This is a genomic window from Candidatus Tectomicrobia bacterium (assembly GCA_016192135.1).
GTDB lineage: Bacteria > UBA8248 > UBA8248 > UBA8248 > UBA8248 > 2-12-FULL-69-37.
Genome location: JACPUR010000027.1, coordinates 1 through 12953, shown reverse-complemented (window position 1 = coordinate 12953; position 12953 = coordinate 1). Strand labels below are relative to the sequence as shown.

Genomic DNA, 12953 nt, shown 5'->3' with positions numbered 1-12953 from the left:
GAGCCAGTGCAGGGGAGACCGGGCGCCCGGAGAGCGGCCGCGTCGGCCGGGCTCGAGCAGGAGCGTATGTGATCCACCCCGATACGGCGCTGCGCTTCGTCAGCCCCGAGGTCGGCCACGGGGTCTTCGCCACCCGGCGGATTCCCAAGGGGACGATCACGTGGGGCCTCTGCCACCTCGACCACGTCCTCACCCCGGCCCGCAGGCGGGAGCTGCCCCCGGCCTACACCGAGATGATCCAGACCTACTCCTACATGACCTCCCGGGGGGACGCCGTCCTCTGCTGGGACTTCGGCCGCTTCGTGAACCACTCCTGCGACCCCGCCACCCTCAGCGTGACCGAGGGGATGGAGATCGCCGTCCGGGACATCCTCCCCGGCGAGCAGATCACCGACGACTACGGGATGCTGAACATCATCGCCGAACTGGAGTGCCGGTGCGGCGCCCCGGGCTGCCGGGGCGTCGTCCGCTCGGACGACGTGCTCCGGCTGGGGGACGCGTGGGAGGCCCGCGTCCGCGAGGCCTTCGCCCTGGCGCCCCGGCTCCCCCAGCCGCTCGTGCCGTTCCTCCGGGAAGCCCGGCTCCTGAGCGACATGCTGGCGGGCCGGGCGCCATTGCCCCGCCCGGCGGACTTTTGCGTGCCCTCGAAGGCGGTGTGGGCGGAGGGGAACGGTTCCTCTCCGGCGGCTCCCGCGCCGCGGAACCACCCCGCCTCGGCCTGATCGGCCCGGACGGGAGGGAGCGCGGTGCTCCATCCGGATACGGTGCTCCAGTTCATCAGCCCGGAGATCGGCTACGGCGTCTTCGCCACGAGCCTGATCCCCCAGGGGACCATCACCTGGGTGTACGACCCGCTGGACCAGATCCTCACCCCCGAGCAGGTCGAGAGCATGCCCGAGATCTACGGGGAGCCCCTCGCGCGCTACACCTACCGCACCCCGGAGGGGAACCACATCCTGCTCTGGGACCTGGCGCGCTTCATGAACCACTCCTGCAGCCCCAACTGCATGGCGACGCACTACGGCTTCGAGGTGGCGGTCCGGGACATCGAGTCCGGCGCGGAGCTGACGGTGGACTACGCGACCCTCTACATGAAGCCCGAGGAGACCTTCGACTGCTACTGCCGGGCCGAGGAGTGCCGGTGGCGCATCACCTCCGGGGACGCGGAGAAGCTCAAGGAGGACTGGGCCGCCCAGATCCAGGGGGGCCTCCTGCGCATTGGGGAGGTCGACCAGCCCCTCATGCACCTGCTGGGCAACGGCCACCTCCAGCGGGCCTGCGCGGACCACGGCGTGCCCTTCCAGCTTTCGCTGCGGAGATTGTTCTAAATTTCAGGAAGCGGAAGAGATGCGCTTGTAGGGGCGGCCCCCTGTGGCCGCCCCTTTGTTCGGGGGCAGGCACGGGGGCCTGCCCCTACGGAATCGCGTGGCGGGATTCTGCAGGGGCGTATTGCAATATCCCCCTGCACCGGCCTGTGGCGATCCGGGTCCGTAGGGGCGACCGGCCGGTCGCCCCTACAGATGCAATCGGCGGTGATCCGTTCTATAGGGGCGAGGCATGCCTCGCCCCTACTACTACAAACGCAGGCGAACGACCTATCGCAATTCCGCCCCTACAGCGCCTCCCGGATCGCCGCGAGGTGCTCGGGCACCTCGATAGAGCTGGTGTCGATCCGGGAGATGTCCTCGCCGAGATACACTTTCTTGATGGCCCCCCGCACGATCTTGGCCGAGCGCGTCTTGGGCAGCGCTTTCACGAACTTGACCTCGTCGGGCCGAAGGCTCTTCCCCAGGTAGGCCACCGTCTGGTCCTTGAGCGCCTCCCGCAGGGCGTCGGTGGGCGCCGTTCCCTCCCGCAGCACCACGAAGCAGGCGAGGCACTCTCCCTTGATGGGGTGGGGGGCGCCGATGACGGCGGCCTCCACGACGGCCGGGTGCTTGATCAGCTCCGCCTCGACCTCGGCCGGGCCCACGCGCTTCCCGGCCACGTTGATGGTGTCGTCCGAGCGCCCGAAGAGGTACCACTGGCCCGCCGCGTCGCGCTTCGCCCAGTCCCCGTGGTACCAGACCCCCGGCCAGCGGGAGAAGTAGGTCTCGATGTAGCGGTCGTCCTCCTTCAAGAAGCCCTTGGTCATGGAGGGCACGGGCTGCTTGCAGACGAGGTGGCCGATCTGGTCCCGCACGGGGCGGCCCTCCTCGTCGAAGACGTCGGTGTCCACCCCCAGGGCGGGCCCGCCCAGGGAGCAGGGGGTGAGCTCCTGGACGGGGTAGGGCTGGAGGAGGCAGCCGCACAGCTCGGTGCCCCCCGAGATGTTCATGATGGGGCACCTCCCGCCCCCCACCTTCTCGAAGAACCACATGTAGGAGGCGGGGTCCCAGGGCTCCCCGGTCGAGCCCAGGAGGCGGAGGCTCGTGAGGTCATGCTTGCGGACCCACGCCTCCCCGGCGCTGATGAGGAGCCGGATGGCGGTGGGGGAGATGCCGAGCTGGGTGACTTTATGATCCGCGACGAGCTTCCAGAGCCGGTCCGGGCCGGGCCAGTTGGGGGCGCCCTCATAGATGAGGTAGGTGCCGCCCCCGAATTGCACCCCCACCATCTCCCAGGGGCCCATCATCCAGCCGATGTCGGTCACCCAGAAGACGGTGTCCCCCTCGCGCAGGTCGATGCAGTAGCGCAGCTCCTTGGCCGTGGTCACGAGGAGGCCCGCGTGGGTGTGCACCGTGCCCTTGGGCTTCCCGGTCGTCCCCGAGGTGTAGATGATGATGGCCCGCGCCTCGGCGGGCAGGCGCTCCGTCGGGGCCTCGGCGGGCTGCCCCGCCACGAACTCCTCCCACATCACGTCCCGCCCGGCTTTCATGGGAACTTCAGCGGCCGTGCGCCCGAGGACGACAACCTTCTCCACCCTCGTTCCCAGGTTGAGGGCCTGATCCAGCAGAGGCTTGACGGGGACCTCCTTTCCCCGGCGCATGCCCCCGTCCGCCGTGAAGACGAGCCGCGCCTCGGCGTGGGCCAGCCGCTCGGCCACCGCCTCGGGCCCGAAGCCCGAGAAGATGGGGACGGCGGCGGCCCCGATCTTGAGGCAGGCGAAGAAGGCGAAGACGGTTTCGGGCAGCATGGGCATGAAGATGCCCGCCGCGTCCCCGGGCCTCATCCCCATCGCCCGCATCGCCCCCGCCAGGCGCGCGACCTCGGCGGCGAGTTCCGCGTAGGTGAAGCGCCGCACCTCCCCCCCGTCCCCCTCCCAGACGAGGACCGTCCGGCCTCCCTTCCCGTCCCTGAGGTGGCGGTCGATGCAGTTGTGGATGACGTTTAATTCTCCACCGACGAACCAGCGCGCCCACTCGAAACCCCGGCTCAGGTCGAGCACCTCGTCGTAGGGGCGGTACCACTCCACCCCCATGTCCTCGAGGATGAGCCTCCAGAAGCGGCGGATGTCCGCCACCGACCACTCCAGAAGCTCGGAGTAGCTCTTCAGCCCGTGCTTTTGCATGAAGCGGGCGACGTTCGAGTTCCGAAGGAAGTCCTCGGTGGGGCGCCAGATGACGGGGGTGGGCATGGCCGGACGAATCCTCGTTGGTCAGGACAAGCGATCTACAAATCGTGTGAAGCTATCCACCTTCGCATGAAGGAGATGAGCTCAGGTATCGGCATTATCTGAAGCTCCTTTCTGCTATATCCATCTCTCCGCCGTTTTTCATAGAAATCGGCCATAAATTCATTGAATTCGAGCCAGATGGCTTGTCCACTTGGGGTTCCCGCCAGTCCGTTCTCGACAAACCAGTTCCTGGCCTGCCGGACGATATTCCGCGGATTTTTGGTGTGGTGCTTGATATCTGAGCCAGAAATATCGGAAAGCGCTTTTTGATATCTATACCTATGCTCATCCAAAATCAGAAAGCGCTTCCGGCGTAAGGCTCCATTGCCAAATCTGCGGCACCCCAAATCGACTCCCAATTCAAACGGCATATTCATCCGGTGAAATTCTTTGGCTTTCCGGGCTCTCAGGCGGGACAGATCATGTATGCTGAACTTTGAGTTCGATATCAGCTTGCATATGCTGTTGAGACGCGTTTCGCCTGAATCAAAACTCTCCGAGGTGATTCGCGGCGTAAGCCCGCAATACAGGACGGTGAAAAGTAGCGGCCGCAGCAAGGGAATGTAATCATCATCGAAGGGGCAATTGATGAAGACGTTTTTGCCAAATTGCCCCTTTTGGGTCATTTGACAATTCGTTTCCAGCTCTGGATGGAACCGTCTTTCTTATGAACAACGACGTCTTGGCCTTTCACGGCAACTTGAGAGGCATTTCTTACGGCCGCTTCCTTGGTGCTGCAGATTTTAGATGCCCTGGATTGCCCCTCTTGCTTGATGGCCCAGCCTTCTTGGTGGGCGATTACATGCACTCTGGCGGCCCTAGAGAGGCTGGATTGATTCTTTGCTTGTCTGCTCATCGGTGTATCCTTTGTTCAAGATTTGCTTGCTGAGAAAAACGCAACTCGCTTGAGATTATAGCCCAACCGAATTGTAGACGGAAACAGTCAAGAAAATCATCTTTCTTTGGATTTCACACCGCCTCCCGTATCGACTGCAAATGCTCGGGCGAATCCAGGGAGCTCAAATCCATGTGGCCGATTTCTTCCCCAAGATAAATCCTGCGGATGGCGCCGCGGACGATCTTGGCCGCGCGGGCCTTGGGGAGGCCCTGGACGAACTTCGCTTCGCCGGGGCGCCGCTACTTCCGCGCGTGGTCCCCAATCCAGACCTTGAAGCGCTTGGCCTCGTACTCGTCCACCTCGCCCCAGCCGGGAGGGGCGAAGCGCTTCTTGGACTTCTCGTGCGTGCCGGCCTCGATCTCCTCCATGAACCGGGCCATCTCGCCGATGATGGAGGCGTCGCCGAAGGGGTTGGTGTGGCCCGAGCAGATCCACTTCACCTCCTTCGCCAGCTTCTCGAGCTTGCGCAGGGAGGGGGCGTAGTCGCGGAGTATCGCGGTGGGCACCTGGAGGTAGAGGCAGTCGAGGGGCTTCACCAGGTCGCCGGTGACGAGGACGCCCTCCCGCTCGTCCAGCAGCGCGATGCTGTCCGGGGAGTGGCCGGGGATGTCGTAGACGCGGAAGCGCCGGCCGCCCAGGTCGAAGGAGTCGCCCTCTTTCAGCGTCCAGCCGAAGGTGATGGGCTTGATGGTGAAGGTCTTGGGGTCGAAGCCCGCGGGCAGGGGGTCCTTCCAGTTCTGGATGAAGCGCTGGGCCGCCGCGGAGTGGTCGTTCGCCAGGCGGTCTTTCCCGATGGGGTGCACCCCCACCTTGGGCCATTGGTGGCCGCCGCCCAGGTGGTCCCAGTGGGTGTGGGTCAGGATGAAGTCGATGGGGAGCCTGGTGATGCTCTCGTGGAGCTTGCGGAGGTCGCCGACGCCCAGGCCACCGTCCACCGCCAGCGCCTTGTCCCTCCCGAGGAAGAGGAACATCTTGTAGCGGCCCGCCTCGGTGATCTGGTAGCTGCCCGGCGCGAACTCCTGAACGGAATACCAGTTCTGCGTCTCCATTCCTCGGCCCTCTCGTGTCCCGGGTGGATGCCCCTCCCCGAAGCGGCCTCCCGGCGTCGCGGGGCGGGGGATTGTGGGGGGCTTGTCGCGTGCCCGGATACTCTAATTCGCCGGGGCTTGGGGGGGCAAGCGGGGGGATGCCCTAATTCGCAGCGGGCGCGTCTTGTCATTCCGAGGGCCGAAGGCCCGAGGAATCTGCTTCTTGCCTTGAAAAGCAGATTCCTCGCTGCGCTCGGAATGACAACTTTTCGCGTCGCCTCGGTGAGCCGGTTTCCGTAGGGGCGTTCCATGGAACGCCCCTACACCAACGCCGCCGCGTGTCATCGTAGGGGCGAACCTCGTGTTCGCCCCCGCATCGGCGGCGCGTCGGGGGGCGAATACAAGATTCGCCCCTACGGACCCCTCACCCGTTTTTCAGGATGGCCGCCGCGGCGGCGAGGCCCTGAGCGAGCTCCCGGGGAAAGGACAGGAGGGAGACGACGAAGTGGGCGCCCTCCTCGATGTCGTAGAAGTAGCCGGGCTGGACGAGGACGTTCGCCCCGTCGAGCAGCCGGAGGGCGAAGTCTTCCTCGTCCGTCCCATCGGGGAGGGCGATGACCTGGGACCAGCCGCCGTCGCCGGGGAGGGGGCGGAGGTGGCCGCCCGTGGGGAGGGAGCGGAGGATCATCCGGTTCTCGGCCAGCCGGGCGCGCACCTGGGCCTGCACCTCCTTCCGCCGGGGCAGGAGGGCGGGCAGGGCGCGCTGGACGGGCTCGTTGACCGAGAGGTAGGTGTCGCAGATGAGGTCGAGCCGCTCGCGGACGGGCGGCTTCATGTCCATCGGGGCGTGGAGGAGGATCCAGGCCAGCTTGAGCTGGGGGGCGCAGAGGACCTTCGAGAGCCCGTTCAGGACGAAGACGGGCACGGCCGGCTCCCGCCGGGGAAAGACGGGGCGCGCCCCGTTCCAGGCGTAGTCGGCGAAGACCTCGTCCAGGATGAGGGGGAGACCCTCCTTCTCGCAGGCGGCCTGGACGGCGTTCCAGGCGTTGCCGTCCGGCGTCGTCCCCGTCGGGTTGTTCGGGCTCACGAGGCAGACGGCGCGGGTGCGATCGTTCCGTGCCGAGAGAATGGCCTCCGCCGAGTAGGCCCAGCCGCCGTCCGGGCGGCGGGCCAGGGGGCAGGGGCGCGCCTCGATGCTCTCCATCCGGGCCAGGTGCTCGAAGAGGGGGTAGCTCGGGGCGGGGAAGAGGATGTTGTCGCCCGGGTCGGTCAGGAGCTTGAAGAGAAAGCCGTAGGCCTCGCTCGTGCTCGCGGTCAGGAAGATGTTCTCCGGCGAGACGCGCGCCCCGACTTCCGCGTAGTAGCGGGCGACCGCCTCCCGGGCGGCGGGGAGGCCCCGGGGATCGGGCTCGTAGGGCGGGGCCGGGGGCGCGGGCGAGGGGGTGGCCGCGGGCGCGGGGAGGGAGAGGCCCCCGGCGGCGGAGAGCCCGGCCTTCGTCGGGTTGGTGTTGGTCAGGTCGTGGAGCGCGACGCCCGCCTTCTTCTTCGCCTCGACGAGGAGGGCGAGGCGGTTCGGCCGGGGCTCATCGGCCCATCTCGTGGAGAAGCGCGGGGCGCGGCTCTCGCTCATCCGCTCAGCCCTTGTAGACCGGGCCGGGCTGGCCGAAGAAGCGCTCGATGTGGTGGAAGACGATCATGCGGTTCTTCTCCTGAAGGCTCGCGTGGGCGATGCCCGGCATGACGGCGATCTGCTTGTCGGGGTTCGGGAGGCGGCGGAAGAACTCCAGGATGTCCTCGAAGGAAGCGATGCCGTCGAACTCGCCCCGGGTGATGAGGACCGGCACGCATATCTTCTCCGGCTCCACGAGGGGCAGCCGCTCGCACATGTCGATATAGGTGCCGTTGGGGATGGAATCGTCCAGCTCGCACACCGCCCGGACGAAGGCCTGGACGATCTGCTTCTCCGCCGTGCCCGGGTGGTCGCGGGTGAAGATGCTCTCGACGAAGGCCGGGTTCACCGGGCGGCGGGACTCGGGGGCCACGCCCGCGAAGCGCTTGCGGCGCTCGGCCAGGGTGGGGCTTCCCTCGCCGGTCCACACGAAGGCGTCGAGCACCAGGCGCCGGACGAGCCTGGGGTTCCGCTGGGCGAAGAGCGCCGCGCGCAGGGCCCCGGAGGAGATCCCGTAGAGCATGAAGTCCCTGGCGCCGGAAATCCTGCGGATGGCCTTGGCCGCCGCGAGGAGATCGTCCGCCCCGCGCTCGATGCCGGCGTGGACGGGGCGGTCCTTGGTGGAGCGGCCGTAGCCCTCGAAGTCCACGCACCAGACGTCGAAGCCGCTCCGGGCGAGGTGGTCCATGAGCGAGGTGTCGGAGCGGCCCTTCACCTGGAGGTCGAAGGAGGGCGTCGAGGCCATGGAGGAGCCGTGGGCGAGGAGGACGGTCCCCTTCGCCGCCCGGAGGCCCTTCTGCCGCTTGCGCCAGAGGTAGAGGTCCGCCCCCTCCCGCCGGGCCCAGTGCTCGCTTCCCTCGATGACGGTCCTGGCCATGCGCGCCCTCTCTCGTGGCCCGGCCTCAGGCCGGGAACAGGCCTCGGGGGATCAGCACGGCGCCCTCCATGAGCCGCCGCGCGGTGCGGTAGACGATGACTTTTGCCGCCCGGGAGCTTCCATTCGCGTTTTCCACCTCAGCCCCCACCGGTTGGACGCCCGAGGGATGGCCGAGGCGGATGTCCCCGCCTCCCGCCCGGGCGGCCTCGTGGGCGAGGGTGCCGGGAATCCGCGCCGCCACGGCCAGGCACATGGCGGCGGTCAGGGCGTAGGCGCGGTGGGTCTTTCCCATCGAGACGACCCGGCTGAGGATGTCGAAGGATTCCTCCGGGACGCGCTCCCCCCTGAGGTCGAGGTACTCGGCCGGGGGCGCCACGACGGCCACCTTGGGCACCGCCAGGACGGATTCCGAGGCCGTGCGCCGGTCGGGCGCCAAGCCCATGCGCACGGCGGCCTCGGCCCGAATCTGCTCGAGGTTGACCATGAGCTCCGTGCGGGCGTCCATGGCGCCGGGGCCCTCGCTCCCAGCCAGGCCCACGTCCCCCGCCCGGACGAACACGACTGGGTTCGTCGCGTCCACGAGACTCGCTTCGACCGGGCCCAGCCCCGGGATATAGAGCGTCTCCACGGCCTTCCCCGTGGGGAGGAGGCGGCCCGTCGCCGCCCCGCCCGGGTCCTCGAACTCGAGCGTGACGCGCGCCCCGGCCCCGGCGACCCCGGGAAGGGCGCAGTCCCCCTCGACGGCGGCCGAGCCTCCCTCCATCCAGAAGCGCGAGCGGATGATCTTCCCCGTGTTGGTGTTGTGGATGCGGACGAGGGCCTCCCCGTCCCGGGGCGCGGCCACGAGCCCCTCGTCCACGGCGAAGGGCCCCACCGCGCTCGAGATGTTGCCGCAGTTGCCCCGGTAGTCGACGAGCGCCTTCTCGACGCTCACCTGGCCGAAGGTGTAGTCCACGTCGGCGTCCGGCCGGCTCGGGGGGCCGATGACCGCCACCTTGCTCAGGGAGGAGACTCCTCCGCCCATCCCGTCGAGCTGGCGGCCGTTCGGGTCGGGGCTCCCCAAGGCCCGGAGGAAGATGGGGTCCCAGGCGCCGCGGCCCGCGGGCAGATCCCGGGCGTGGAAAACGAGCGCCCGGCTCGTCCCGCCCCGCACGAAGACGGCCGGGATTCTGCGCTGGGGCATGGGGGTCTCCGTTGTCTCTGACGGCCGAGCGTTACGCGGCCGGGGCGGGAATGCTTCGCCCCCTACGGGGTCCTTCGCCGGCTCTCCTGTAGGGGCGGTTCGCGAACCGCCCCTACGAAACGCCCGCTCCGTAACTCATCCGGTCACGCATATATCTGCGGGTTGGCCAAAGATTCCACCCGCTCGCCGTCCACCGCCCGCCGGATGCTGTCGAAGAGGAGGCGGTAGCTCGCCCGCTGCACGCTGCCGGTGTGGGCGGCGATGTGGGGGGAGAGCACCACGTTCGGCATCTCGAAGAGGGGATGGCCCTCCGGGAGGGGCTCGGGGTCGGTCACGTCCAGCCCCGCTCCCGCGATGCGCCCCCCGCGCAGGGCGTCCACGAGGTCATCCGTCACGACGTGGGGGCCGCGCGAGACGTTCACCAGGTACGCCGTGGGCTTCATGCGGGCGAGTTCCTCCCGGGAGATGAGCCCCCGGCTCTCCGGCGCGAGGGGAAGCGAGAGCACGAGGAAGTCCACCTGGGGGAGGAGCTCCTCCAGGCTCGCCGTCTCGGTCACCTCGAAGCCCTCCGGGCGGAACTTCCCCCGGGTGCGCGTGTGGGCGAGGATGCGCATCCCGAACCCGGCGCAGCGCCGGGCGATGCCCCGCCCGATGTTCCCCAGCCCCACGATGCCGGCCGTGGAACCCTCCATCTGGACGTGGAGGCGGCGCTCCTGGGTCCGCCACAGCCAGGGCCGCCGGGCCAGCATGAGCATGAGAGTCATGGCGTGCTCGGCCACGGGCACCGAACGCAGAGCGCCGGGTGAGTTCGCCACCGGGATTTTCCGGGCCGTGGCGGCGGCGATGTCGATGTTGTCCACCCCCGTCCCCGCCTTCCCCACCACCCGCAGGCCGGGCGAGGCGGCCATCAGCTCGGCGTCGATGGGCTGCATGGCGGAGATGATGGCGACGGCGTCCCGGGCCTCGCGCAGGAGGGTGGCCCGCTCGAAGTCCGGCGGCACGGCCAGCTCGAAGCCGGCCGGGAGGAACTCCTTGATCTGGGCCTGGCGGTCGGGCCTCTTGAAGCGCGGATCGACGGTCAGGATCTTGTGGGGCATTCGGCTTCCTTTCCGGTGGATGTCAGGAGATGTTCTTGCTTCGCCCGCCGCGGGCGCCGGCCATGCTCGAAACCCCCGGCCGCCAGGCGGAGGGCGGATCGGCGGCCGAGGGAGAATGCCCGTCGCGGGCGAGCCGCTCCCGGAACCAGGCCTCGCCCACCCGGTTCGAGGCCGGGTCCATGCGGGCCATGTCGCAGAAAATCTCGATGATGTTCCCCGAGGGGTCGTGGAAGTAGACGGCGCGGTTCTCGCCCAGGGTGCCGTCCCCCTCGGGATGGGCGGGGCTGTGGACGACGGGCCCGTAGGCGAACTCGATGCCGCGCCCGCGCAGGTGAGAGAGCCAGCGGTCGAACTCCTCGCGGGAGGCCGCCTCGAAGGCCAGGTGATGGAGCCCCGCCGCGAGGGGCGCCCGGAACCCCGAGGCGGGGAGATCCGTCTGCGCCTCCTTCGGGAAGGCGACGAGGGAGACCTCGTGGTGCTCGTCCCCGCAGCGCATGAAGCAGATGCCCCAGGGGCCGTGGGGGTTGTCGCCCGGGTCGTAGCGATCCGAGACCCGCAGGCCCAGCACGTCCCGGTAGAAGGCCATGGCCTCGTCGAGATCGTGCACCCGGACGCCGACGTGCTGGAGGCGCCGGAGGGGGGGAGGGGAAACCATCGCCGCTCCTTCCCGCGAAGAAAGAAGATCGCGCGGCGGCCCGCCCGGCGCGCCGCATTGAATGAATGCCGCATGGCTCCGTTGGCGGGAAATATACCGGATGCGGCGGCCGGCTTCCACCCGGCCGCGGAGGCGCCCGGCCGGGCCTGCGACATACAAAAAAATAAGAGGGGGCTTTCGCCCCTCCTCCTGTCCCGGCGGGGCGGGACGCCCCATTTGAAAGGCGGGGCTAGGCCTTCCGGTGGGCGGGGGAGACGGCGGGAGCGGGCGCCGCGAGGGGGGAAAACACGATCTCCGGGGCGCGCCCCCGCTGCATCAGGAAGACGGCCCCCAGCAGGATCGTACCCGCCGCATAAAAGGGGTAGTGGTGAAACACCCATTCCACGGGAGTCAGCCAGGTGATCAAATGGTCCACCGGCAGGAGCAGGAAGACGGAGGCCACGGCGAGCATCCCCCACTCGGCAGGCGTCGTGTAGCGGATGAAGAAGCCCTCCACCGCTCCCCCCCAGGCGACGATCCCGACGAGGCAGGCCGCCACCGTGATGATGATGTCCAGCGTGGTCCCGTCCAGGAGCAGGGGCGTGTACACGAACAGGAAGGGCATGAGGAAGACCCATGAAGCCAGCTTCACGGCCTGGAAGCCCGTCTTCACCGGATCGGACATGGCGATGGCGCTGGCGGCGTAGGCGGCGAGGGCGACGGGGGGCGTGACGGCGCTCACCACGGCGACCCAAAAGCAGATCAGGTGGGCCGTGAGAGTGGGGACGCCCAGGTTCGTCAGGGAGAGGACGCCGAAGATGACCAGGACGACGTAGCTGGCGGTGGCCGGAAGGCCCATCCCGACGATGTAGCCTGCCACGATGATCCAGAAGATGGTGAGGGGCAAGAGGCCGAAGCTGAACTCGATCAGGAGATTCGAGACGCGGCCGGGCAGGTCGCTCTGGGTGGCGCAGGAGAGCAGGACCCCGAGCACCCCCGCGATGCAGCCGACGATGAGGGTGTTCCGCGCTCCCGCTTCAAGGGAGGACCACGCCGCCTTCACCAGCTCGGCGATGGCTCCTCCCAGGCGCACGTATATCCCCGGTCCGCTTTCGGCGGCGGACGGCTCCCCGGCCGCCGCTGGCGTCCGGGCGCCCGCGGCGAGGACCTCCCCCAGCTTGAGAACGATGTGGGAGGCAAGCACCCAGAAGACGGCATCCCCGAGATTCAGGCCGCGCAGCTCATCCGCGAACCAGGTGAAGGGCGCCCCGATCCGGATGCCGGCGAAGTAGGCCACGGCGCCGAAGGCGATCGAGAGGCCCAGGAAGGGCCGCCAGAGGCGGCTGGTCCAGGGCGTGCGGATCTCCAGCAGGAGGTCCGACGCCTTCAGTATCAGGATGAGGCAGATGGTCTTGAAGGCGGCGAGGAAGGGCGAGTCCCCGATCACCAGGTAGTAGACCATCACCGGGATGGGCAGGAGCAGGTGCAGGCGCCGCAGGATGCCCGTCCAAGGGGGGAGCTCCGAGACGGGCACGCCGTGCAGCCCCCGCCGGTACGCGCGGATGTAGACGATGTAGCCGACCGACAAGTAGTAGAGGATGGCCGGGATCGCCGCGACCTTCACCACGTCGAAATAGCTGGTATCGGTGAACTGGGCGAGGAGGAACGCCCCCGCCCCCATGATGGGGGGCATGTAGGCCCCGCCCGTCGAGGCGGCGGCCTCGACCGCGGCGGCGAACTCGGGCCTGTAGCCCACCCGCTTCATCAGGGGGATGGTGAAGGTGCCGGTGGTGACGACGTTCGCCACCCCGCTGCCCGAGATCATGCCGAAGAGCCCGCTCGAGACCACGGCCGTGAGGCCGGGGCCGCCGGTGCGCTGGCCCGTCAGGCGGAAGGTGAAGTCGATGAAGAGGCTGCCCAGGCCCGTCTTCTCCAGGAAGGCGCCCATGACGACGAAGATGACGATGAAGTT

General features: G+C 68.4%; 12 protein-coding genes. 2 read left to right on the top strand and 10 right to left on the bottom strand.

Features of this window, described 5'->3' with window-relative positions; translation table 11 throughout:
- The first annotated feature begins 68 nt into the window (after positions 1–68).
- Together HYZ11_11955 and HYZ11_11950 are read left to right on the top strand one after the other, a co-directional pair.
- The gene (locus tag HYZ11_11955) at positions 69–722 is read left to right on the top strand and encodes an SET domain-containing protein-lysine N-methyltransferase (protein ID MBI3128311.1); all 654 of its coding nucleotides are present in this window, start codon (positions 69–71) and stop codon (positions 720–722) included.
- A 24-nt stretch (positions 723–746) separates the two neighbouring features.
- On the top strand, positions 747–1328 hold the full coding sequence (locus tag HYZ11_11950; GenBank protein MBI3128310.1) for an SET domain-containing protein: 582 nt from the start codon (positions 747–749) through the stop codon (positions 1326–1328).
- 284 nt (positions 1329–1612) lie between these two features.
- On the opposite strand, the gene HYZ11_11945 is transcribed toward HYZ11_11950, so the two are convergent.
- From HYZ11_11945 to HYZ11_11900, 10 genes are all read right to left on the bottom strand, one after another.
- Positions 1613–3556 carry an AMP-binding protein gene (locus HYZ11_11945; GenBank protein MBI3128309.1) on the bottom strand — a complete coding sequence of 648 codons (1944 nt, stop codon included), beginning with the start codon at positions 3554–3556 and terminating at the stop codon, positions 1613–1615.
- Between the two features lie 35 nt (positions 3557–3591).
- Positions 3592–4221, bottom strand: coding sequence for a hypothetical protein (locus HYZ11_11940; protein MBI3128308.1), 630 nt, complete (start codon positions 4219–4221; stop codon positions 3592–3594).
- Entirely contained in the window at positions 4218–4451 is a 234-nt protein-coding gene (locus tag HYZ11_11935) for a DUF2188 domain-containing protein (protein MBI3128307.1), read from the bottom strand. The genes HYZ11_11940 and HYZ11_11935 overlap by 4 nt, the downstream gene beginning before the upstream one ends.
- Positions 4452–4732: 281 nt before the next feature.
- A complete protein-coding gene (locus HYZ11_11930) occupies positions 4733–5542 on the bottom strand; it encodes an MBL fold metallo-hydrolase (GenBank protein ID MBI3128306.1) in 810 nt (269 codons plus the stop codon).
- 403 nt (positions 5543–5945) lie between these two features.
- Entirely contained in the window at positions 5946–7151 is a 1206-nt protein-coding gene (locus HYZ11_11925; GenBank protein ID MBI3128305.1) for a pyridoxal phosphate-dependent aminotransferase, read from the bottom strand.
- Between the two features lie 4 nt (positions 7152–7155).
- Entirely contained in the window at positions 7156–8067 is a 912-nt protein-coding gene (locus tag HYZ11_11920) for an alpha/beta fold hydrolase (protein ID MBI3128304.1), read from the bottom strand.
- Between the two features lie 25 nt (positions 8068–8092).
- A complete protein-coding gene (locus tag HYZ11_11915; protein MBI3128303.1) occupies positions 8093–9250 on the bottom strand; it encodes a PrpF family protein in 1158 nt (385 codons plus the stop codon).
- 143 nt (positions 9251–9393) lie between these two features.
- Entirely contained in the window at positions 9394–10347 is a 954-nt protein-coding gene (locus HYZ11_11910; protein ID MBI3128302.1) for a hypothetical protein, read from the bottom strand.
- A 22-nt stretch (positions 10348–10369) separates the two neighbouring features.
- Positions 10370–11002 carry a VOC family protein gene (locus tag HYZ11_11905; protein ID MBI3128301.1) on the bottom strand — a complete coding sequence of 211 codons (633 nt, stop codon included), beginning with the start codon at positions 11000–11002 and terminating at the stop codon, positions 10370–10372.
- Positions 11003–11231: 229 nt separating this feature from the next.
- Positions 11232–12953 (bottom strand): TRAP transporter fused permease subunit (locus HYZ11_11900; GenBank protein MBI3128300.1); only part of this gene is annotated, 1722 nt, incomplete at its 5' end.